The sequence below is a fragment of the Aeromonas sp. MR16 genome (assembly GCF_022549315.1).
Lineage (GTDB): Bacteria > Pseudomonadota > Gammaproteobacteria > Enterobacterales > Aeromonadaceae > Aeromonas > Aeromonas aquatica.
The window spans coordinates 17,950-38,447 of sequence record NZ_JAKZFK010000030.1 but is presented as its reverse complement, the minus strand read 5'-3'; the positions used below and the strand labels follow the sequence as shown (position 1 = coordinate 38,447).

Sequence of the window (20,498 nt, the reverse complement as noted above, 5' to 3'; positions counted from 1 at the left end):
GGACAGATTCCGGTATGGGGACAATATTGGCCCCAGTCTGTGAGCTCGCTCCAACTTTCGTTATGAAAACGTTATCTTGTTGAAACGGATTGGTTTTTTTTGCCGCCCTGCTCACATTTACAACAATCTCCGCTGATTAATATGACAGCGCTCGGCCAAGGCCGGGTACTCGTCTATCGAGACTAACTACAGCGGGAATTATAAAAAAATGGATATGAAAAAGACCAAAGTGGCGCTGGTTACAGCCTCACTGCTCGCGCTTTTGTCTGGCTGTAATGACAACAGCTCCTCTGCTACCACCCCGACCCCTCAGGATGAGCCCGTCGCTCGCCTTCCCAATGTGCAACCCCCGGCCGAACAGCTGGTAGCCGGCCCCAATGAAGCGGTGATCGCCCTGGTCGACACCCAGACCAGCGCCGCACGGGGGGTCGACGGCCCCTTCGCCGGCCACAGCATGCACCTGTGGAACAACGATGCCTGTAACTCGACCGCCGACAGTGGCCTGAACGCGAGCTGGGATGACAAGAGCAAGACGCCGTCTGCGGCGGACAGCTTCGGTCCGAGCTGGGTGGTGCCGCTCTCCAAGATGGAAGGCTGCATCAACTTTATCGCCCGTAACGGCGATCTGGCGAACCTGACCGGCTCCGATATGAAGGTCGTCTTCAGCGATCACCCGGATCGCACCGTGGCCATAGTCGCGGGCAAGAACGAGATCTTCGGCAGCCGTGCCGAGGCCTTCACCGCCGCCTTCGGCGTGGCGGGGGCCAGTGCCCACCTGATCGATGGCAACACCCTGATCTGGCAAGGGGGCAAGGACAAACCCCATGTGCGCCTCTACTACACGGACTCCGGCACCATCACCGCCAATAGCGAGGGGGTGTTCGACTTCCCCTATCTCAAGCTGACCCCCACCAGCCTGACTGCCGAGCAGCAGGCCAAGTATCCGCATCTCAAGGATGCCGCCGCCTTCGCCCTGCCCTCTGGCAAAGATCTCAAGCCCCTGCTCAAGGGTGAGCTGGTGGCCATCGGTACCGATCAGAGCGGTATCCTGCAGGGGGCAACCCTGGTGCAGAGCGCCGGGGCTCTCGACGCCGTCTACGCAGAGGCGGCCACCAAGCTCAGCTATGGCGCCATCGTCGAGGGCGGCAATGTCACCTTCCGGCTCTGGGCGCCGACCGCCAAGTCGGTCAAGCTGGCGCTGTTCGACGAGCAGCACAAATCCCTGGGCGAGCGTGCCATGACACAAGACGAGGCCAGCGGCAGCTGGAGTCTGCAGGGTGGTGCCGATCTGGTGGGCAAATATTACCGCTATGACATTCAGGTCTATCATCCCCTGAGTCGCAAGCTGGAATCCTATCAGGTCACCGACCCCTACTCCCTGAGCCTGGCCATGAACTCCGAGTTCAGTCAGGTGGTGGATCTCAACGATCCCGCCTTGAAACCGGCGGGTTGGGACAGCCTGAAGGCCCCCCACAGCCAGGCCAATCCAGCCGACATCGTCATCTATGAGGCTCATGTCCGGGATCTGACCGGCAACGATGAATCCACTCCGCCCGAGCATCGCGGCAAGTTCCTGGGGCTGACCGACAGCGACAGCGTGCCGGTGACTCACCTCAAGGCGTTGGCCAAGAGCGGCGTCAGCCACCTGCACCTGCTGCCGGTGTTCGACATCGCCACCATCAACGAAGATCCGGCCAAGGTCGCCAACATCGGCGACGACTTCAGCAAGCTGTGCGAGGTCAATCCCGAGGTCAAGAACTCCAGGTTCGCCAGCCACTGTGGCGGTGGTGAGACCATAGAGACGGTGCTGGCGGATCTGCAAGGGAGCGACAGCAAGGAGAGCCCGGTAGTGCAGGAGCTGTACGGCTATCTGCGCGGGGTGGACTCCTTCAACTGGGGTTATGATCCCTTCCACTACACCACCCCGGAAGGCTCCTACGCCACCAATGCGGAGGGGACGACCCGGATCAAGGAGTTCCGCGAGATGGTGCAGGCCATCAAGCAGGACATCGGCATGAACGTGGTGATGGACGTGGTCTACAACCACACCAACGAGGCTGGCCTCGGCCCGAAATCGGTGCTCGACAAGATAGTGCCCTGGTATTACCAGCGTCTGAACCCGGAGACCGGCTCGGTCGAGAACTCCACCTGCTGCTCCAACACGGCACCGGAACACGCCATGTTCGCCAAGCTGATGGATGACTCCCTGGTGACCTGGGCGCGGGACTACAAGGTCGACGCTTTCCGCTTCGATCTGATGGGTCACCATCCCAAGGATCAGATGGTGCAGGCCCTGGCCGAGGTGAAGAAGGTCAACCCCGAGATGTACTTCTACGGGGAAGGCTGGAACTTCGGCGAGGTGCAGGATGACAAGCGCTTCGTGCAGGCTATCCAGAAGCACCTTGGCGGCACCGGCATCGGCTCCTTCTCCGACCGGCTGCGGGATGCGGTCCGTGGCGGCAGCCCGTTTGACGGTGGCGAGGCCATCCGCAAGACCCAGGGCTTCGGCAACGGCGCCTATGTGGATCCCAACGAGGTGAACGGGGTCGATCTCGACACCGCCCTGCACCAGTCCGACCTGGTGCGCCTCGGCATGGCGGGCAATCTCAAGGAGTTTGTGCTGACCGACAAGGACGGCATCCCGAAGAAGGGCGTTGACATCGACTACAACGGTCAGCCCGCGGGTTATGCCCAGGATCCGACCGAAGTTCAGAACTATGTCGACAAGCACGACAACCAGACCCTGTTCGATAACCTGGCCTACAAGGCGCCTGCCGGTGCCGATCTGGTGCGGATGCAAGGGGTGTCACTTGCGACCGCCATGCTGGGGCAGGGGATCCCCTTCACTCACGCAGGGGTAGAATTGCTACGCTCCAAGTCCATGGAGCGGGACAGCTACGACTCGGGCGACTGGTACAACAGAGTCGACTACAGCCTCGGCGACAACAACTTCGACAAGGGCTTGCCGCGCAAGGACAAGGATGGTGACAACTATCCGCTGATCGAGCAGGTACTGGGCCAGCATGCCAAACCGGGTGCCGCCGAGATGGAGCGCATGGTGGGCTTCTATCAGGAGCTGGCCGAGCTGCGTCAATCCTCCCGTCTGCTGCGTCTTGGCAGCGGTGCCGAGGTGATCAAGCGGGTCGACTTCCGCAACACCGGGCCGGATCAGGTGCCAGGCCTCATCGTGATGAGCGTGGATGACGGTGCGAGCGCAGGTGCGGATCTGGATCCCGCCATCGACGGCCTGGTGGTGATGATCAACGCCACCAACGCGCCCCAGAGCATTGGCGATTTCCGTGACGGCAACGATCAGCCCATCGATCTCTCCGGCATGGCGCTGAGCGGTGCTCACCACTCGGGTGACAGCATCGCCAGCGGTGCCGCCGTGGGGAACGGTGAGTTGACGCTGGGGGCCTGGTCTGCCGCTGTCTTCGTCAAACCGCAAGCCGGTGCCCAAGGCGCGGGTCTGCCGGTCGGCAAGAAGACGGACTTGAGCACCCTGCCACCCTTCGGTGACACCGGCGTCTATCTGAAGGGCTTCCTCGGTGAATGGGGCGACGCCAACGAGTTGCATTTCACCACCAACTTCATGTACGAGTTCAGCACCGAAGTGACGGCCGACCAGCTGGGCACGACGGAAGTGAAGATCGCCGACGCCAGCTGGGGTCCGATCAACTACGGCAGCTGCAACGCCGGTGACAAGTTGGCAGTGGGGACGCCGTTGACCCTCTGTGCCGGTGGTTCGACTGGCAACATCGGACTGGATCTGGCCAAGGCCGGTACCTACAAGTTCGTCTTCACCGCCATGAACAAGGACAAACCGACCCTGAGCGTCAGCTACACCGAGCCGGTGCAGAGCTGCAAGGTACTGGATACCGTTGCCGGTAATCCGCTTGGCTACCCGATCTTCGTGCGTGGCAGCCTGAGTGACTGGAATGCCCAGCCGGCCTACCAGTTGAACTACAAGGGGATGGAGGGCAACCTTGCCGTCTATCAGGCCGCGTTCAACTACGCGGGCAGCTTTGACTTCAAGTTTGCCAACGATGACGGCAGCTGGAGCAAGCAGTTCTTCGTCAAGGATGCGGGCGGCAAGTTGATCGCGCTGGAGACCGAGCTGGCCTACCCGCTTCAGCATGGCGATGGCGGCATGGGCAACAACAGCATCACGCTGGCAGAGGGTCTGTGGAGCTTCCTGGTCAAGGTTGACCCAAGCAAGACATCCGGCGAAGTGGGCTCAGTCATAGTGCAGGAGTGCAGCGCCAAGTAAGCAAACCCATCGAGTCCGGGGCTGGCTCGGCAGCCCCGGGTTGAATTCCACCTCGCCAAGGGTGGGATAAGCCGAGAGAGTAATCACAAAGCGCGACTGCCAGAGGGCAGCCGCGCTTTTTCTTTGCAGGTTCTGCTTCGCTGGTGCCAGGGGAGAGGGGAAAAGAGAAAAGCCGTCACCCCGGGGTGACGGCTTTTGGTGTTTGGCTGGAGCCGAGGATCAGCGCTTGCGCAGCAGCCGCAGGGCGTTGGCGGTGACCAGGGCGGTGGCGCCGGTATCGGCCAGCACCGCTATCCAGAGCCCAGTGATGCCGAGCAGGCTGGTGACCAGGAAGATGGCCTTGAGCCCCAGCGCCAGCGCTATGTTCTGGTGGATGTTGGCGAGCGCCGAGCGCGACAGCCGGATCATGGCGGCGAGGCCGCCGAGCTGGTTGTGGGTCAGGGCCGCATCGGCGGTCTCCAGCGCCACGTCGGTGCCGCCGCCCATGGCGATGCCGATGCTGGCCCGCTTCATGGCGGGGGCGTCGTTGATGCCATCCCCTATCATGGCCACCTTGCGGTGCTCGGCCAGCTTGGCGATCTCCTCCACCTTGCCCTCCGGCAGCAGGCTGGCGCGCCAGCCCATGCCGAGCTCGGTGGCAATGGCCTCGGCGGCGCGGGGGTTATCCCCGGTCAGCATGATGCTCTGCAGCCCGAGTCCGCGCAGCTCCCGCAGCGCCGCCGCGGCTTCTGGCCGGATCTGGTCGCGCAGCGCCAGCAGGGCGGCCGGTGCGGCATCCGCCTGTGCGAGCACCACCACCGTCTTGCCCTGTGCCTCCAGGCGGCTGACTCGCTGGTTGATGGCCTCATCGAGGCTCGGGATCCGGCTCGGGGCCAGCAACTGCCAGAGGGCGCCGTCGATGCGTCCCTCCACCCCCATGCCCGGCAGGGCGCGCAGTTCGCTTGCTGCGGCCAGGGTCAGCCCCTGCTCGTTGGCGGCGGCCACCACGGCGCGGGCCAGGGGATGATGGGAGCCCTGCTCGATGGCCGCGGCCAGGGCCAGCAGCGCGTTTTCGGATTGGCCGTTCAGGGCGATGAAATCGGTCAGCTGTGGCTTGCCCAGGGTCAGGGTGCCGGTCTTGTCGAAGGCGACTGTGTCCACGTGGGCCAATCGCTCCAGCGCGGCGCCCCCCTTGATCAGGGCTCCTTGTCGGGTCGCCGCCGCCAGGGCCGAGGTCACCGCCGCCGGGGTCGATATCACCAGGGCGCAGGGGCAGCCGATCAGCAGCAGGGCCAGGGCACGATAGATCCACTCGTCCCAGCTCTGGCCGAAGGCCAACGGTGGCACCAGCATCACTAGCAGGGCGACCAGCATCATGGCCGGGGTGTACCAGCGGCTGAAGCGGTCGATGAAGCGCTCTATGGGCGCGCGCTGGGTCTCGGCCTCCTCGATGAGATGCAGGATGCGATCGATGGCGTTGTTGCCGGGCTCGGAGACTACCTCGAGACGCAGCACTCTATCCGCCGCCAGACTGCCGGCGGCCACCTTGTCTCCCTGGCGGCGCTCCACCGGGATCGACTCACCGGTCAGGGCGCTCTCGTCAAAGGCTCCGAGGGCATCGAGCAGGCGGGCATCGGCCGGCAGGCGGGCGCCAGGGGCTATCTCTATGATGTCGCCGGGACGCAGCGCGTCAGCCGCCACCTCTTCCCGAACATCACCAGTTGGCGTGGGACGGATGCGCAGCGCCTTGTCGGGCACCAGCGCCATCAGGGCGGTGACCCCGGCACGGGCACGGCCGGCGGCATAGGCCTCCAGGTGCTCCCCCAGCATGAACAGCAGCAGCACCATGGCCGCCTCGGCGGTCTCGCCGAGGAAGAGGGCGCCGAGCGCCGCCACCGTCATCAGGGTCTCGATGGCGAAGGGAGAGCCGCTCTTGGTCAGGGCCCAGGCCTTGCGGGCGACGGGCCAGAGCCCCCACAGGGTCGCCAGGATAAACAGCGGTTTGCCAAGGGTGTCGGGCAGCAGGGCCGCCACCAACATCAGGGCGGCCAGCGACAGGGGCTGCCAGTATTTGCCAAGCAGCGTCAGCCAGGGGCTACGCGGCTGGCCGTCGGCCGCCTTGCCCCGGGTCTCGCCCTTGAGCCGGAAGCCCGCGGCCAGCACGGCCGCGGTGATGGGGTCGGGGGAGAGGCCGGGGGCGAGATCCACCACCAGCTTCTCGGTGGCAAACAGCACGCGGGCCTGCTGCACGCCGGCCACCCGACCGACGGCGGTCTCTATCTTGCGGGCGCAGCTGGGGCAGTCCATGCCCAGCACCTGCCAGCTGTGGCGGCTGACGTTCTGCTCTGGCTCGTGCAAAGGGGCGCGCTCGTCGGGAGCCTCGTCATGGTCATGATGGCCGTGTGCATCTTGATGCCCATGATCATGGGCGTGGTCGGGGGCCTGAGGTTGATCGCTGCAACAGGCCCGGTCGCTGCAACTCCCTCTGGGGGGCTCTTCATCTCCTGGCGGGTCGTTCTCGCCATGCGCCTGGTGGTCATGGGGGGCCTGGTTGGTGCAGCCAGTGACGGGCGCCGCATTGTCGCAGCAGTGGCTGTCGTGGCTGTGCTCGGCTTGAGGCGTGGCTGCCTTGCTGACCGCCTTGATGGGGGCGGCCTGTGAATGGTTGCAGCAGGTTTTGCTCATCATATATCCCTCTTGAACGGATCCCGCCGGTGCGAAACCCTGGATGATTGAGCCGAGTGTAAACCTTGGTGTTTAGTCCAAGGTCAAGCCTGTTCTCCTCTTCTCTTTTCACCGGGCAGGATTGGTCGGTGCAGCCGAGGGATAAATCCCTCTTGTTGGCGGGTGTTTGTCCCCGCCGGCAGCGCCTATACTGGGAACCCCGATCCTCCCTCGATAATCAAGGACACAACATGAGCAATACCGTCACCCTGCAAGGCAACCCTGTTTCCGTTTCCGGCCATTTCCCCGTTGCCGGTGAGCAGGCCAAGCCTTTCTCCCTGGTTGCCAAAGACTTGTCCGATGTGACCCTGGCGAACTACGCAGGTCAGCGCAAGATCCTGAACATCTTCCCGAGCGTCGATACGCCGACCTGCGCCACCTCGGTGCGCAAGTTCAACGAGCAGGCCAGCGCCCTGAACAACGCCGTTGTGCTGTGCATCTCCGCCGATCTGCCGTTCGCCCAGTCCCGCTTCTGCGGCGCCGAAGGCCTGGACAAGGTCGTGAGCCTGTCCACCCTGCGTGGCGTCTCCTTCCTGCAGGATTACGGCGTGGCCTTCTCCTCCGGTCCCCTGGTTGGCCTGGCCGCCCGTGCCATCGTCGTGCTGGACGAGCAGAACAAGGTGCTGCACAGCGAGCTGGTAGCCGAAGTCGCCGACGAGCCGAACTACGCCGCCGCCCTGGCCGTGCTGTAATCTCGTTAGCACCCTGATTGCCCGACGGCCTGCCCTGTTTCAACACAGGCGCAGGCCGTTTTTATTTCTGGCGCGGGGAGTTCACCCCCGTTTCTTTAACCTGCCCCCACAATCCCTGGCGGCGCCGGAGTCGGCACCATCCTTTTACTTATCAGGGCAGTCTGGCTAGACTTCGCCTCCCACTTCTTCATTCAGCCGATACCTGCCTAGCCCATGACCTTTAACGAACTCGCCCTCGCTCCCGCCCTGTTGGCCGCCCTGCCTGCCGACTTGCATACCCCGACCCGCATACAGCAATTAGCCATTCCAGCGGCGCTGGCGGGGCAGGATCTGCTGGCGCTGGCCCAGACTGGCAGCGGCAAGACCCTGGCGTTCGGTCTGCCGTTGCTGCAACGGCTGGACTCGACCTCCGATCGGGTGCAGGGGCTGGTGTTGGTGCCGACCCGCGAGCTGGCCACCCAGGTGAGCGCCGCGCTGCAGGGCGGTGCCGAGGCGCTGGGGCTGCGTGTCCTGACCCTGTGTGGCGGGGTGGCGCAGGAGCAGCAACAGGCCGAGCTGGCGCTGGGGCCGCAACTGCTGGTGGCGACCCCGGGGCGGCTGCGCGACTTGCTGGCCCAGCGCTTGCTGGGGTTGAGCAACCTGCGTGCGCTGGTGCTGGATGAGGCGGATCGCCTGCTGGAGATGGGCTTCTGGCCCGATATCCAGTGGCTGATGAACGCCATGCCTGCGCAGCGGCAGAACCTGCTGTTCTCCGCCACCCTGCCAACCGAGCTGGAGAGCCTGGCCACCGGTCTGCTGACGAACCCGGTGCGCATCGAGGCGGATCCGCTCAACGGCCTGGTGAGCGAGATCGAGGAGCGGCTCTATCTGGTCAACAAGAGCGGCAAGGTGCCGGCACTCATCGGCTTGCTCAAGGAGCAGGATTGGCCTCAGGTGCTGGTGTTTATCAGCGCGCGGGACGATGCCGACGGCGTGGCCAGGAAGCTCGCCAAGGCAGGCATCCCGGTGGCAGCCCTGCACGGGGACAAGGATCAGGCTGTGCGGGAGCAGGCGCTTGCCGACTTCAAGGCGGGCAAGGTACGGGTGCTGGTGGCCACGGATCTGATGGCGCGCGGCATCCATGTGGAGGCGCTGCCCGTGGTGATCAACCTGGACCTGCCCGCCAGCGCCCCCGTCTATGTGCATCGCATCGGCCGCACCGCCCGCGCCGGGCGCAAGGGTCTCGCCATGTCCCTGGTCTGCCACGGCGAGACCGAGACTCTCGCCGCTATCCGCACCCTGACCGGCCGTGAGCTGGCGCTGGCCGAACTGGCCGGCTTCCCGGTGACCGACCAGCCCGCGAGCGGGGAGGGCAAGCGCGCCCCCAGAGACAAGCAGGCGAATCGCCGCACCGCCAACAAGCGCAGCGTCAAGCAGTTCAAGGGCAAGGTGTGATGTCGCTCGCCGCAGCCTGAGATAGCGCCTCCCAGCTGGTCAGTATCAAAGGACGCCCGTTTCGCTATGCTGCATGGGTGAAATCATGGAGGGATAAGCGATGACGACTTTGGTAATGGGCCCCCTGCTGGGGCTCGAATCCGACACTCAATACAGCATCTGTTTTCTGGCGGGGGCGGACTGCAAGGCGGCTGACGTCAGAGTCAATGGCAAGCTGCTGGCCGCCAGCAAGCAGGCGGATACCCCCAAAGGCGGCTTCTGGCGAGCGCTCTGGTCGGCACCCGCCAAGGCCAAGACCAGCACCATCGGCTACGAGATCCTGCTGGATGGGGTGCCCGCCCAGGATCTGGCCGGGGCTGAGCAGTGGCAGTTTCATCTGCCGGGCCTGAAAGATCAGGTGCTGATTGGCTATGCCTCCTGCAACGGTTTCTCCGACTTCAAGCTGCTCACCTCCACCCCCCAGCCCTACGCCATGTGGGACAAGCTTGCCGCCGAACACCAGGCGCATCCCTTCTCCCTGCTGCTGATGGGGGGGGATCAGGTCTATGCCGATTCCCTCTGGACCACGGTACCGACCCTGAAGGCCTGGAACGAGCTGGACAGAACCGAGAAGGTCAAACGCAAGGCGACCCGCACCATGGAGGAGCAGCTCGACCGTTTCTATTGCGAGCTCTACTGCAAGCAGTGGGGCCGCCCCGAGGTGGCGCGCATGCTGGCCCGGGTGCCCAATGCCATGATGTGGGACGATCACGACATCTTCGATGGCTGGGGCAGCTACCCCGCCGACTTGCAGGGCTGCGAGGTCTATCAGGCCATCTATGCCGCCGCCGCCAAGTATTTCCGGCTGTTCCAGCTGCGCTCCGGCGCCAATGGATCCTTGCTGGATCCGGCGAACCTGAGTCACCACTCCTGGCGGCTGACCTTTAGGGGCTATCAGATCCTGGCCCTGGACAACAGGGCAACCCGCAGCCAGAGCCAGGTGATGAGCCGGGGGCAGTGGGATCAGGTCAATACAGCGCTGGCCGCTTGCAGCGAGGGGCACCTGCTGGTGATGGCGGGGGTGCCGGTGGTCTATCGAGACTTCTCCTTCACCGAGGCGGCGCTGGATGCTACCCCCTGGGAGGAGGAGCTGACCGACGATCTCAAGGATCACTGGCGCGCCAAGGCCCACGAGGGGGAGCGGGCCCGTCTCATCATGCGGCTGCTGGACAACGCCCAGCAGCGGCGCAAGGCCGACAAGGGCGCCTCGAGGACCCTGATCCTGTCGGGGGATGTGCACGTGGGTTGTCTCGGGGTCATCCAGGACAGGCGGGTGGGCAAGGGAGTGATGAATGTGCACCAGCTGGTCTCCTCCGGCATAGTGCATCCCTGCCCGACCCAGTTCCAGTGGATGGGGATCCTCGCCATGACCAACGATGAGCCCGAGTACCTCGACGAGAGCCGGCTGATCCGCACCGAGCTGATCAAGCCGTTTGGCGCCACCCTCTACCTGCGTACCCGCAACTTCGCCACCCTGCAGATGGGCAGCGATGACAAGCTGTGGGCCAACTGGCATTGCGAGAACGGTCTGGCGGCCAGCTACCCGCTGGCCTGAGGCGATTGAGCAAGAAAAGGGCCCATAGCGGGCCCTTTTTCGTGTCTGCTGCGTGCCGGACCGTGATGTCAGCCTGGCGTCAATCCGTTCGGGGGCGGCCCTGCTCCTGGGCGAAGAAGCCGCGCCTGAACTGGCCAAGCACCTCTTCCCGGTGCTGCTGCCAGCGCTCGTCGTCCATGGCCCCCTGGCTGGCCGTGAGCTGCTGTTCCAGCTCGGCCAGCTGCAGCTGATAGCGGCTGCGTTGATCCAGCTGCTGCTGGCGCGCCCCGGCGAAGGCCAGGCTGGCCTCGGCCCGCCCGGCGGGCAGGAAGTGGCGCGCCAGGGTCTCCAGCTCCTCGTCCCCCCACAGCTGACGCGCCTGCTGCAGGCGGGCGTCTGGGTTGAACAGATCCGCCGCCAGATCCGGGTATTGCGCCGCCCACTCGTCCTGCAACCGGGTCAGGGCGGCCAGCCGCTCGCTCAGGGTCAGCTGCTCGCCGTCGCTGGCCAGCTGCGCCAGCGCCTCGGCGTAGCGCCCCTGCAACAGGGTCAGGCTCTCCCCCTCGCTCAGCCACTGCGACTCCACGCCGGCCAGATTGGCCAGCCGCTCGGCCAGCGGCTGGTCGCTGTCGGTGATGTCGCCGGCGAGCTGCTGGCTCATCCCCTCCGGCATGGCGCGCCAGCTTTGGGGGGCCTTGGTGGCGCCAGTGGCCGCGGTGGCGGTGGCGTCATGTGCGGCGACCCCTGGCTGAACGGGCTGCGGCGGGCTGGCAGTCGGCGGCGTCCCTGCTTGGGAGGCTGCCGCCGCCGATCCGGACTCATCCTGCCGGCCGAGCGTGAGCAGCAACAGCGAGAGGACCGCCAGGGCCAGGATCCCGTGGCGGCGTTTCATCGGGCTATCTCTCCCTTGACCGGGAAGTGATCCGAGAGGTTGCTGGCGGGCCAGAGGCTGCCATCGCTGGTGCGGGGGATCCAGACGCTGTTGAGGTTGTGGCTGGCGGCGCCGTATTCCCGGCTCACCAGCAGATAGTCCAGGTATTCCACGTTGGCACCGCCGGAGAGGGGCCCGCCGGCGTAGGGGTTGAGCCTGGGGTCGAAGGTGGCCTCGGTGTAGCCGCCATAAGCGGGGGCATGGGCGTTCAGATTGGCCAGCATGTTGGCGTAGTCGTCGGCGAACTTGCGCTTGTTGACGTTGAAGTCGCCGCCGTAGATGACGGTGTCCGTGGCCGGGATCTTGAGGCTGGCGGCCAGGGTGCGGATCTGGCCGAACTGGATCTGGCGCAGCCTGCGCGCCTCGTCGGTGTCGAAGCTGGCGGTGTGGGTGGCGAACAGGTGCCAGGCCTTGCCGCCCTTGATCACCTCGGCGTACATCACCCCCTTGTCGGCGAAGCAGTCGGTGCCGGTGCACTGGGGATAGACCAGCTGGGCCTCGCGCACTATGGGGTAGCGGCTGACGATCACCACGCCGCCGTCATGGATGTTGATCCCCGGCTTGTCGAGCACCTTGGTCTGGTAGGGATACTCCTTCGCCAGCGCCTGCAGGAAGCCCTCGCGCCGGCCATCGAACACCTCTTGCAGCAGCAGGGCGTCATAGCCCTTGAGATAGCCGGGCAGCAGGGTCAGCCGCTCGCCGATGCTGGAGGCGATCACCGGCAGGGCCCAGACGTTGTAGCTGGCCACCTTGAGCTTGTCTTCCGCCGGCTCCGGCTGCTCCTCTTGCCGGGCGGGCGTCAGCATATAGTGCAGATCGTCGTAACGGCCGGTGTACTTGGCGGCGAAGGCCAGCTCCTGCGGGCCCGCGGTGCGATGCAGGGTGCGATCGCTCTGCCAGCCGGAGCTGGCGGTCGGCGTCTCGCCGCCGTGCTGCAAGGTGGTGTTCCACCAGGTGCCCTCCATCAGCTGGTTGAGGCGATAGGTGTCGCCGCCGGCGGTGGTGACGCGGGTCTCGAACAGATAGTTTTTGCCCGCCTTCACCCCCTCGTAGCGATTGAAGCTGAGCACCATGGCGCTCTCCCAGGGGCCCAGCTCTGTCCTGTGCTGAGTCCACTGGCTGCCCGGTTGCAACTGGCCGCTGCCGCTCTGGCGGATCTCCAGCTGCAAGGGCTCGGGGCCGTTGTTGGTGAGGTAGACGTCGGTATCGGCCAGCGCCTGCAACGGTAACTGACAGGCCAGCAGCAGGGCGGCATAGCTGAGGGATTGGTGCATCATGAAGTCCTTTTGGTTGAGGCACGGTGGAAACTGACTGTTATGGCGGGCATAGAGGTCATTTCATTTACATTTCTGTTACAAATAAATGAAAGGCCCCATATGGGGAGTATTTGAAGGGAAGGCGGGAAAAACAGCAGCGCGTCCTGAGACGCGCCTGGCTACACGGGGAGCGGGTTCAGTCGTGGAACTGATTGATCAGGCGGGAGAGATTTTGCAGCCGCTCCACCAGCAGGGTGATGCCATCCAGGGCCTGTCGACTGCTGTCGGCGGTGTGGTTGGCGAGCTGGTGGATCTGGTGGATCCCCTGATCCAGGGTGCTGGTGACGTCCGCCTGCTGGCTGACGGCCTGGGCTATCTCGTCGCTGGTGTGGGTGACCTGGGCCAGCATCTGGTTGATCTGGTCGAGCACCTCGGCGGTGGCCCCCATGTGTTGCTGGCAGAGAGCCGAGGTCTGGGCCCCCTGGATCATGCCATCGGACAGCTGCCGGGTGCTCTGCTGCAGCGCCCCTATCATGTCGCTGATCTCGCCGGTGGAGCTGCGGGTCTTCTGGGCCAGCGCCCGGATCTCGTCGGCTACCACCGCAAAGCCGCGTCCCTGCTCACCGGCCCGCGCCGCCTCGATGGCCGCGTTGAGGGAGAGCAGGTTGGTCTGATCCGCTATCTGGCCTATCACCTCCAGGATCCCGCTGATCTTCTGACTGTCCTGGGTCAGCCGGGCCAGCACGCCCTGGCTGGCATCAAGCTCCTGATGGAGCTGGTTGACCGACGAGCGGGTGGTGGCCAGCGCCTGCTGGCCGCTGGCGGAGACCTGTTGCACCTCGCTCACCAGCGCATTGGCCTGATGGGCGCTATTGGCCACGTCGCGGATGGAGTGACTCATTTGCGTGATGGCGGCGGCCAGCTGCTCGCTCTGCAGCCGCTGCTGCTGCAGGTGGGTGTCTATGGTCTGGATATGGCCCCTGTCATCCTCGGCGGCCTGCAGGATCTGCTGGTTGGTGTCGGCGCTGCGACCCACCACGGCCCTGAGCTCGGCCTTCTTCATGCGCAGCAGCAGCTCGATGGCCCCCAGGCTGTCCCGCCGCCTGGTGTAGAGCACCTGACAGAGCGGGGTACCCAGCTCCTCGCCCGCGGTGGCCAGCAGCCGATCCAGCCGTTGTTGCAGCTGCCAGCCATGGGCCATCTGCCCCAGCAGGCAGAGCAGGGAAATCAGACTCCACCAGGGCTGGCTCGTGACCAGGCTGGTGCCCAGCCCGAGCAGGGCTGTGGCCGACAGCAGCAGGCTGAGTTGACCCGGCTCCAGGGCGAGGCGGCTCGGCCAGGGCAGGGCCTTGCCCGCCCGGATACGGGCATAGAGCCGATCCGCCCAGGCGATGTCCTGCTCGCTCGGACGGGTGCGCACCGACTGGTACTCGATGATCTGCTGCCGCTCGTTGAGGATGGGGGTGACATAGGCGTTGACCCAGTAGAACTGGCCGCTCTTGGCGCGGTTCTTCACCAGTCCCATCCAACTCTTGCCTTGCTGCAGCCGGCGCCACATGTCGGCAAAGGCGGCCTTGGGCATGTCCGGGTGGCGCACCAGATTGTGGGGGACGCCGTCCATCTCGCTGGCGCTGTAACCGGCCACGTCGCAGAAGTGCTGGTTGGCATAGGTGATATGGCTGGCGGGATCCGTGGTCGAGATCAGTGATATGTGGTCGGGGAAACGGATCTCCCCTTCTCGCTGGGGTGTGGTCATGTGCGCATCCTGATTTGAGCCAAGTAACTGATAAGTTTGTTTTTATTGTGTGTGGTTGTTACGGCTTCATTGTAGATGCGGGCCATGGCCCGACCTTGGCTTAGGTCAATTAATCGCCACAGGGGAGGCTGAAAAGAGACAATGCAAAGGCTTATTCAAGTCGGGCTCAATGCAGGGGGGTAAAATCGTGGACTTCTCCCTCCCTCGGCTTGAAGCGAAGATCCTGGCGCTGCTCGCCTGCGACCCAGGCCATGGTCTGGCAGAAGCTCTCCTGTTTGGCGAACTCGTCGCGGGCCTGATCGATGGTGCGCTCGGCGTTGCGCCGCGTCATCTTGCTGGCCTTGCGATCGCTGAACTGCTGTTGCTGGTCCAGCATCCATTCGACGAAGGCCCGCTGGCATTCGGCTTCGGTGGCGGCCCGGACGGGCAGGGTACAAAGCAGGAGGATCAGGAGCAGGGTGCGCATATGGGTAGCGTGTTCACGAAGTTTAGCGACAGAAAGGCAGCATTCTATGCCGTAAAATGAGAGCGGGACAGTGCCTGAACGGGGCCGGCCTGGCTGGCCCCGTGGTGTCGGCGTCTGATGAGCGGGATCAGTGCTGGATAAGGTAGAGCTGGCGGCTGTAGGCCACGTCCTCCGGGTTGTTGATGGGATAGCCCTTGAGCCAGGGCTTGATCAGCCGGGCGTTGGTGTACTGGTAGATGGGGGCGATGGGCGCCTCGTCCTGCAAGATGGTCTCGGCCTCGTCGAACAGGCGGGCCCGCTCACGGGGATCCTGGCTGCTGGCGGCCTGGGTCAGCAAGGCGTCGTAGCCGGGGTTGGCGAAGCGGGCCATGTTGCCGCTGTGGTGGCTGCCCCAGAGGCCGAGGAAGGCGGAGGGATCGTTGTAATCGGCGACCCAGGAGGAGCGGATCACCTCGAACTGGCCGCTCTGGCGGCTGTCGAGATAGGTCTTCCACTCCTGATTGGTGAGCTCGACCCGGGCACCGAGCTTCTGCTTCCACAGGTTGGCGATGGCCAACGCCATCTTCTTGTGGATCTCGGCGGTGTTGTAGAGCAGGGTCAGCTTGAGGGGCTTGTCCGGGCCATAGCCCGCCTCTTTGAGCAAGGCCCTGGCTTTGTCATCCAGCTCGCGCTGGCTGCTGGTGGAGAGCAGGTTCGGTTTGGGCTCGAAGTCGGCGGTCACGTCCGGGGTGAAGTGGTAGGCCGGTTTCTCGCCGGTGCCCAGCACCTTGTTGGCGATGAGGCCGCGATCGATGGTGTAGGAGAGCGCCTTGCGCACCCGCACGTCATCCAGCGGCGCCCGCTGGGTGTTGAAGGCGTAGTAGTAGGTGCCGAGTTGCTCCGGGGTATAGACCTCTCCCGGGATCTGCTGCATCAGCTTCTGGTACTGCTCCTTGGGGAAGGACTCGGTGATCTGCAGATCCCCCGCCAGGTAGCGGTTGGTGGCGGCGCTCTCCTGGTTGATGGGCACGAAGGTGACCTTGGTCAGTACAGTGTGGGCCCTGTCCCAGTAATAGGGGTTCGGGGTCAGCTCCAGTCGCTCGTTCACCACCCTGTTGTTCAGCACGAAGGCGCCATTGCCCACCAGTTTGCCCGGCTGGGTCCACTGGCTGCCATATTGCTCCATGCTGGCCTTGTGCAGCGGTGACAGGCTGGGGTGGGTCAAGAGGCTCAGGAAGTAGGGTACCGGCTGGGACAGGTTCACCTGCAAGGTATGGTCGTCGAGGGCCTGCACCCCGAGCGCCTCGGGGGCCAGCTTGCCCGCCACTATCTCGTCCACGTTATCGAAGTGAGCCAGCTGGGCAAACCAGGCGAAGGTGGCGGCTTCCTTGGGATCCACCAGCTTGCGCCAGCCATAGACGAAATCGCTGGCCTTGACCTCGTCGCCGTTGGACCAGCGGGCATCCGGCCGCAGGTGGAAGGTGAATTGCCGGTTGTCCTTGTTCTCCCAACGCATCGCCACGCCGGGCATCACCTTGCCATCCGGCCCCTGGGTCAGCAGCCCCTCGTAGAGATCCCGCAGCACCTGTAACTCGGGCAGACCGACCAGTTTGAGCGGACTCAGGCTGGTGGGCTCGTCTTTGAGATGACGCACGACCACCTGTTCGGTGGCGAGTTGGGTGCCGGGCGGCACATCGGCGGCCTGGACACAGGCGGCGCCCAGCAGGGCCAGCAAGGGACTCCATCCTTTCATGGCTAATCCTTCAAATTGTGTGAAGCGGGGAGAAAACTCGGCGAGAAATCATCGCCGATAGACGGGGAATCATGATATCTCCTTTGCTGGTCAGACCGCCAGCATGAGTCCCGTGAGAGCCGGGTGTGGCGCCCTATCAATCCCCCGTGCCAATGCGGGGAAGAGGAGTGGAAGAATGAGAGCATGGATATTATTGGCTTGTCTCCTGAGCCCGGGCGCCTGGGCGCTGGATCCGTGTGCGCCAACGACTGCGGTGGGTCGCTGGTGCGAGTTGGGCATCACGCAGTTGCATCCGACCCAGGGCGGAGTGGGCCAGTTGCAGGTCGATGCCACGGCGCGCGAGCTGGCGGACAAGAGCCCGGAGCAGCTCGACAAGTTGATGAAGAAGAAGGAGATCCCCGTGGTCATCGCCCCCGATGGTGGCTACTGGCTGGTGGACAGGCATCACCTGACCAAGGCGCTGTGGCAGCAGGGGGTGAAGCAGGCGAGGGTCAAGGTGATCGCCCGGCTGCAGGACAAGACCAACTTCTGGAGCCAGATGCAGAACAACCACTGGGCCTGGTTGAAGGATGAGCGGGGCCAACCCCTGACCCCGGAGCAACTGCCCAAGCAGATCGGTGAGCTGCCGGATTACCCCTACCGCTCCCTGGCGGGTCAGTTGCAGGATGCGGGCTACTTCAGCAAGAAAGATCAGGTCTACTTCGTCGAGTTCGCCTGGGCCAGCTGGCTCGGCCAGCAGATGGACTGGCTGCCGGTCAATGCCGCCAATCTGGCGGATCGCCTCGGTCAGGCCAAACGGTTGGCCTGCAGCAGCAAGGCCGAGGGGCTGCCGGGCTATCCCGGCAAGCAGTGCCGCCTCAACCCCCTGCGCAGTGGCAACTAAGCAGGGGCCCAGGATTGGATGAATGCGGGGCGCCTGGGCGCCCCGCAGTCATTCGCCCAGGCCGACGGCTTGCCAGCGGGCGGCGGCCTGCTCCAGCAGTGCCACCTCCCCTTGCTGGATCAGCGGCAGCAGGGCTGCCACCTGCTCATCCGGCCAATCCCACCAGGCCAGTGCCAGCAGCCGTGCGATGTCGTCCTGGCCGAAGCGTTGGCGGATCACCCTGGCGGGCGACCCCGCCACCACGCAATAGGGCGGCACGTCCCGGGTGACCAGGCTGCGGGCGGCGATGATGGTGCCGTCCCCTATGGTGACCCCCGGCATGATCATGGCCTCCATGCCGATCCAGACATCGTTGCCGATCCGGGTATCCCCGGCGGGGCGGTAGCTACGCTCGAGTGCCTCCCCATCGGAGAACGGATAGGTGCTGATGAAGCCGGTGTTGTGGGTGTGGTTGCCACCCATGATGATCTTCACGCCAGCGGCGATTTGCACATAGTCGCCGAGATGGAGCTTGTCTATGTGCCAGATGGGCTCCCAGCCGGTATCGGGGTTGCGGCTAAAGCGGTCGCCGTGCAGGTAGCGCACCACTTCCTCCTCGAAGGGGCCGTCCCAGGCGCCGGAGTAGTAGCTGTGCTGCCCCTTGAGGCAGATGTTGGGATTGGTCACCGTCAGGTGCAGGTATTCGACCTGCGACCAGTGTTGGCAGGGTTTCATGGCTGTGTTCCTCGTTGAATGGATCAGGGTAAGCGTGGCGCGCGTCGGCCAGCTAATAGATCCAGACCAGCAGGCGGGGCACGCACAGGGTGGAGCAGCCCAGCGCCTGGGGTAAACGGGGTCGTTGCATGAGGAGAAGGTTCCCGACGAAAGAGCACAGATGGTAAGGGATGGGGAGGGCGATGCCAAGCGGACGGAGGAGAGGCTGGCCGGATCCTGCACAAATCGTCTGGTTGATATTTATTCTCAATTAGCCATGATACTGGCTCCACTCATGTCGGCAGGGGAGAGGGGTATGACGAATCAGAACTGGCAGCGTTACATGCTGGAGGCGGAGAATGCCCTGGGCAAGGGGGCACTTGGCACGGCTATCTGCCTCTATCAGCAGGCGCTGGGGGAGGTCTATGAGCTGGAATCGGACGATCTGGACGAGCTGGCCAGCATGAGGGTCGCCACCTGTCATCGCCTCGCCGACTTCTGGCGCGCCATGGAGGAGCCCGCCTACGAGCTGCGCTACCTCAAGCTCGCCTCCGAGCTGGTCACCGCCCTGGTGCCCCAGTGCCCCAACCGCGAATGCGAGAGCCTGATCAGCGAGCTGGGCTGCTGCCGCGCCGCCCTGCTCTCCTTCCTGAAGCGCCACCCCAACCCCGAGATCGCCAGGCTGATCCAGCTGCAGGACAAGGTGCAGGGCTGCGAGCTGATCGGCCGCTTCCGCCTGAACTAGCGGCTCGTCTCAGCGCCTGAGCCTACGGGCAATGCGCTCCTGGGCCTCTTCCCCCTGCAGGGCTTGGGAGAAGGCGCGGGCCTCCAGATCGATGACGAAGTGCACCGCCTGCCTGAGCTCCTGCTTGAGCAGGGCCTTGCTCTTTTGCAGTGCCTTCGGCGGCTTGGCCGCGAGTTTCAGCCCCTGCTCCCGGGCAAAGGCTAGCAGGTGGTCAGTCGGCAGCACCCGGTTGGCGAGCCCGAGATGCAGTGCTTCATCGGCATCGATGGCCTCCGCCAGCAGCAATAGTTCGGCCGCCTTCAGGTGGCCGACGGCCCTGGGCAGCAAGAGGCTGGAGGCAAACTCCGGCACCAGCCCCAGCTCGACGAACGGCAGTTGCAGCCGGGCGTTGTCCCCCAGATAGACCAGATCGCAGTGCAGCAGCATTGTGGTGCCTATGCCCACGGCGGGGCCGGCGACCGCGGCGATGACCGGCTTGGAAAAATCGGCGAAGGTATGCAGGAACTGCAGTATGGGATCGTCCGCCTCCAGACTGGTTTTGCCCATGAAGTCGGCCAGATCGTTGCCGGCAGTGAAGCAATCGTTCTGCCCCTGCAGCAGCACCACATGGACGCTGTCGTCCTGGGTCGCCTGATGCAGCGCGGCGGTGAGGGCCAGGTACATCTGGGTGTTGAGGGCGTTGCGCTTGTCCGGCCGATGGAGGGTCAGGATGAGCAAGCCATCCTGCTGCTCGGTCAGAATTGTGAGGGCCATGTCTGAATCCTTGTTATCGGAGGCTGTCAAAAGCTTGCTACAGGGGTAAGCTTCGCTTCTTTTAACAACATCATAAAAGGATTCCAACCATGTTTAAACGTGCGTTTTACGCCATCCTGACCCTGTTGTTGGCGGCCCCCGCCCTGGCCAAGGTCGAGGCCGTCGACGGTTATGTGCGCCTGCTCCCCCCTGGCTCCCCCAACACAGCCGCCTTCATGTTGCTCAAGAACGATGGCGACAAACCCGTGACCCTGACCGCCGTCGCCTCTCCCGACGCGGGCCGGGCCGAGCTGCACACCCACCTGCACGAGAACGGGGTGATGAAGATGCGCCAGGTCGAGGGCATCTCCATTCCCGCCAACGGCGAGGTCGCCCTCCAGCCCGGCAGCTTCCACATCATGCTGTTCGAGGTGCGTGCACTGTCACAGGACGTCCCCTTCCCGCTGACGCTGACCCTGGACGATGGTCAGACCATCAGCCTGAGCCTGCCGGTGAAGCCGGTTGAACCGATGAAAGGCATGCAGCACTGACATTTCTGGACGCTTGTTCAGCTTTTTACTCTAGGTATTCCCTGTATAGAGGGTAAAATAGTGGCCTTTCCAGTCCATTAG

At 64.3% G+C, this 20,498-nt stretch carries 15 protein-coding genes; 7 read left to right on the top strand and 8 right to left on the bottom strand.

Features of this window, described 5'->3' with window-relative positions; translation table 11 throughout:
- Positions 1 to 208 precede the first annotated feature (208 nt).
- The gene (gene pulA, locus MM194_RS18015; protein ID WP_241344322.1) at positions 209 to 4,270 is read left to right on the top strand and encodes a pullulanase-type alpha-1,6-glucosidase; all 4,062 of its coding nucleotides are present in this window, start codon (positions 209 to 211) and stop codon (positions 4,268 to 4,270) included.
- Between the two features lie 219 nt (positions 4,271 to 4,489).
- On the opposite strand, the gene MM194_RS18010 is transcribed toward pulA, so the two are convergent.
- Positions 4,490 to 6,934: a zinc/cadmium/mercury/lead-transporting ATPase gene (locus MM194_RS18010; RefSeq protein ID WP_241344327.1), complete on the bottom strand. Its 2,445-nt coding sequence runs from the start codon at positions 6,932 to 6,934 to the stop codon at positions 4,490 to 4,492.
- A gap of 230 nt (positions 6,935 to 7,164) precedes the next feature.
- Here MM194_RS18010 and tpx point away from each other — a divergent pair, with 230 nt between their 5' ends.
- From tpx to MM194_RS17995, 3 genes are all read left to right on the top strand, one after another.
- Entirely contained in the window at positions 7,165 to 7,665 is a 501-nt protein-coding gene (gene tpx / locus MM194_RS18005; protein WP_241344321.1) for a thiol peroxidase, read from the top strand.
- Between the two features lie 213 nt (positions 7,666 to 7,878).
- Positions 7,879 to 9,099, top strand: a complete 1,221-nt coding sequence (locus tag MM194_RS18000) for a DEAD/DEAH box helicase (protein ID WP_241344320.1) — start codon at positions 7,879 to 7,881, stop codon at positions 9,097 to 9,099.
- Between the two features lie 100 nt (positions 9,100 to 9,199).
- Positions 9,200 to 10,693: an alkaline phosphatase D family protein gene (locus MM194_RS17995; protein WP_241344319.1), complete on the top strand. Its 1,494-nt coding sequence runs from the start codon at positions 9,200 to 9,202 to the stop codon at positions 10,691 to 10,693.
- A 79-nt stretch (positions 10,694 to 10,772) separates the two neighbouring features.
- Here the strand turns inward: MM194_RS17995 and MM194_RS17990 are convergent, their stop codons facing one another.
- The 5 genes from MM194_RS17990 to MM194_RS17970 form a co-directional block, all read right to left on the bottom strand.
- Positions 10,773 to 11,564 carry a hypothetical protein gene (locus MM194_RS17990; RefSeq protein WP_241344318.1) on the bottom strand — a complete coding sequence of 264 codons (792 nt, stop codon included), beginning with the start codon at positions 11,562 to 11,564 and terminating at the stop codon, positions 10,773 to 10,775.
- On the bottom strand, positions 11,561 to 12,877 hold the full coding sequence (locus tag MM194_RS17985; protein WP_241344317.1) for a sphingomyelin phosphodiesterase: 1,317 nt from the start codon (positions 12,875 to 12,877) through the stop codon (positions 11,561 to 11,563). Before MM194_RS17985 ends, MM194_RS17990 begins: the two co-directional genes overlap by 4 nt.
- A gap of 178 nt (positions 12,878 to 13,055) precedes the next feature.
- Positions 13,056 to 14,615, bottom strand: a complete 1,560-nt coding sequence (locus tag MM194_RS17980) for a PAS domain-containing methyl-accepting chemotaxis protein (protein ID WP_033130692.1) — start codon at positions 14,613 to 14,615, stop codon at positions 13,056 to 13,058.
- Positions 14,616 to 14,781: 166 nt separating this feature from the next.
- Positions 14,782 to 15,081, bottom strand: coding sequence for a hypothetical protein (locus MM194_RS17975; RefSeq protein ID WP_033130693.1), 300 nt, complete (start codon positions 15,079 to 15,081; stop codon positions 14,782 to 14,784).
- A 127-nt stretch (positions 15,082 to 15,208) separates the two neighbouring features.
- Positions 15,209 to 16,813 (bottom strand): ABC transporter substrate-binding protein, encoded by a 1,605-nt coding sequence (locus tag MM194_RS17970; RefSeq protein ID WP_241344316.1) that lies wholly within the window; start codon positions 16,811 to 16,813, stop codon positions 15,209 to 15,211.
- Positions 16,814 to 16,988: 175 nt separating this feature from the next.
- Between MM194_RS17970 and MM194_RS17965 the strand changes: the two genes are divergently transcribed.
- Complete coding sequence (locus MM194_RS17965; protein WP_033130695.1) at positions 16,989 to 17,696, top strand: ParB-like protein; 708 nt, start codon at positions 16,989 to 16,991, stop codon at positions 17,694 to 17,696.
- 48 nt (positions 17,697 to 17,744) lie between these two features.
- Here MM194_RS17965 and MM194_RS17960 read toward each other — a convergent pair whose 3' ends face one another.
- Positions 17,745 to 18,410 carry a CatB-related O-acetyltransferase gene (locus tag MM194_RS17960; RefSeq protein ID WP_241344315.1) on the bottom strand — a complete coding sequence of 222 codons (666 nt, stop codon included), beginning with the start codon at positions 18,408 to 18,410 and terminating at the stop codon, positions 17,745 to 17,747.
- 295 nt (positions 18,411 to 18,705) lie between these two features.
- Here MM194_RS17960 and MM194_RS17955 point away from each other — a divergent pair, with 295 nt between their 5' ends.
- On the top strand, positions 18,706 to 19,134 hold the full coding sequence (locus tag MM194_RS17955) for a DUF2753 family protein (RefSeq protein ID WP_033130697.1): 429 nt from the start codon (positions 18,706 to 18,708) through the stop codon (positions 19,132 to 19,134).
- A 9-nt stretch (positions 19,135 to 19,143) separates the two neighbouring features.
- Here the strand turns inward: MM194_RS17955 and MM194_RS17950 are convergent, their stop codons facing one another.
- A complete protein-coding gene (locus MM194_RS17950; protein ID WP_241344314.1) occupies positions 19,144 to 19,887 on the bottom strand; it encodes an enoyl-CoA hydratase-related protein in 744 nt (247 codons plus the stop codon).
- 89 nt (positions 19,888 to 19,976) lie between these two features.
- Here MM194_RS17950 and MM194_RS17945 point away from each other — a divergent pair, with 89 nt between their 5' ends.
- On the top strand, positions 19,977 to 20,417 hold the full coding sequence (locus MM194_RS17945; protein ID WP_033130699.1) for a copper chaperone PCu(A)C: 441 nt from the start codon (positions 19,977 to 19,979) through the stop codon (positions 20,415 to 20,417).
- Positions 20,418 to 20,498: the final 81 nt, after the last annotated feature.

Excerpts from the sequence above, each read along its gene's own strand:
- pulA (WP_241344322.1), top strand. The coding sequence starts at position 209 with ATGGATATGAAAAAGACCAAAGTGGCGCTGGTTACAGCCTCACTGCTC.
- MM194_RS18010 (WP_241344327.1), bottom strand. The coding sequence starts at position 6,934 with ATGAGCAAAACCTGCTGCAACCATTCACAGGCCGCCCCCATCAAGGCG.
- tpx (WP_241344321.1), top strand. The coding sequence starts at position 7,165 with ATGAGCAATACCGTCACCCTGCAAGGCAACCCTGTTTCCGTTTCCGGC.
- MM194_RS18000 (WP_241344320.1), top strand. The coding sequence starts at position 7,879 with ATGACCTTTAACGAACTCGCCCTCGCTCCCGCCCTGTTGGCCGCCCTG.
- MM194_RS17995 (WP_241344319.1), top strand. The coding sequence starts at position 9,200 with ATGACGACTTTGGTAATGGGCCCCCTGCTGGGGCTCGAATCCGACACT.
- MM194_RS17990 (WP_241344318.1), bottom strand. The coding sequence starts at position 11,564 with ATGAAACGCCGCCACGGGATCCTGGCCCTGGCGGTCCTCTCGCTGTTG.
- MM194_RS17985 (WP_241344317.1), bottom strand. The coding sequence starts at position 12,877 with ATGCACCAATCCCTCAGCTATGCCGCCCTGCTGCTGGCCTGTCAGTTA.
- MM194_RS17980 (WP_033130692.1), bottom strand. The coding sequence starts at position 14,615 with ATGACCACACCCCAGCGAGAAGGGGAGATCCGTTTCCCCGACCACATA.
- MM194_RS17975 (WP_033130693.1), bottom strand. The coding sequence starts at position 15,081 with ATGCGCACCCTGCTCCTGATCCTCCTGCTTTGTACCCTGCCCGTCCGG.
- MM194_RS17970 (WP_241344316.1), bottom strand. The coding sequence starts at position 16,813 with ATGAAAGGATGGAGTCCCTTGCTGGCCCTGCTGGGCGCCGCCTGTGTC.
- MM194_RS17965 (WP_033130695.1), top strand. The coding sequence starts at position 16,989 with ATGAGAGCATGGATATTATTGGCTTGTCTCCTGAGCCCGGGCGCCTGG.
- MM194_RS17960 (WP_241344315.1), bottom strand. The coding sequence starts at position 18,410 with ATGAAACCCTGCCAACACTGGTCGCAGGTCGAATACCTGCACCTGACG.
- MM194_RS17955 (WP_033130697.1), top strand. The coding sequence starts at position 18,706 with ATGACGAATCAGAACTGGCAGCGTTACATGCTGGAGGCGGAGAATGCC.
- MM194_RS17950 (WP_241344314.1), bottom strand. The coding sequence starts at position 19,887 with ATGGCCCTCACAATTCTGACCGAGCAGCAGGATGGCTTGCTCATCCTG.
- MM194_RS17945 (WP_033130699.1), top strand. The coding sequence starts at position 19,977 with ATGTTTAAACGTGCGTTTTACGCCATCCTGACCCTGTTGTTGGCGGCC.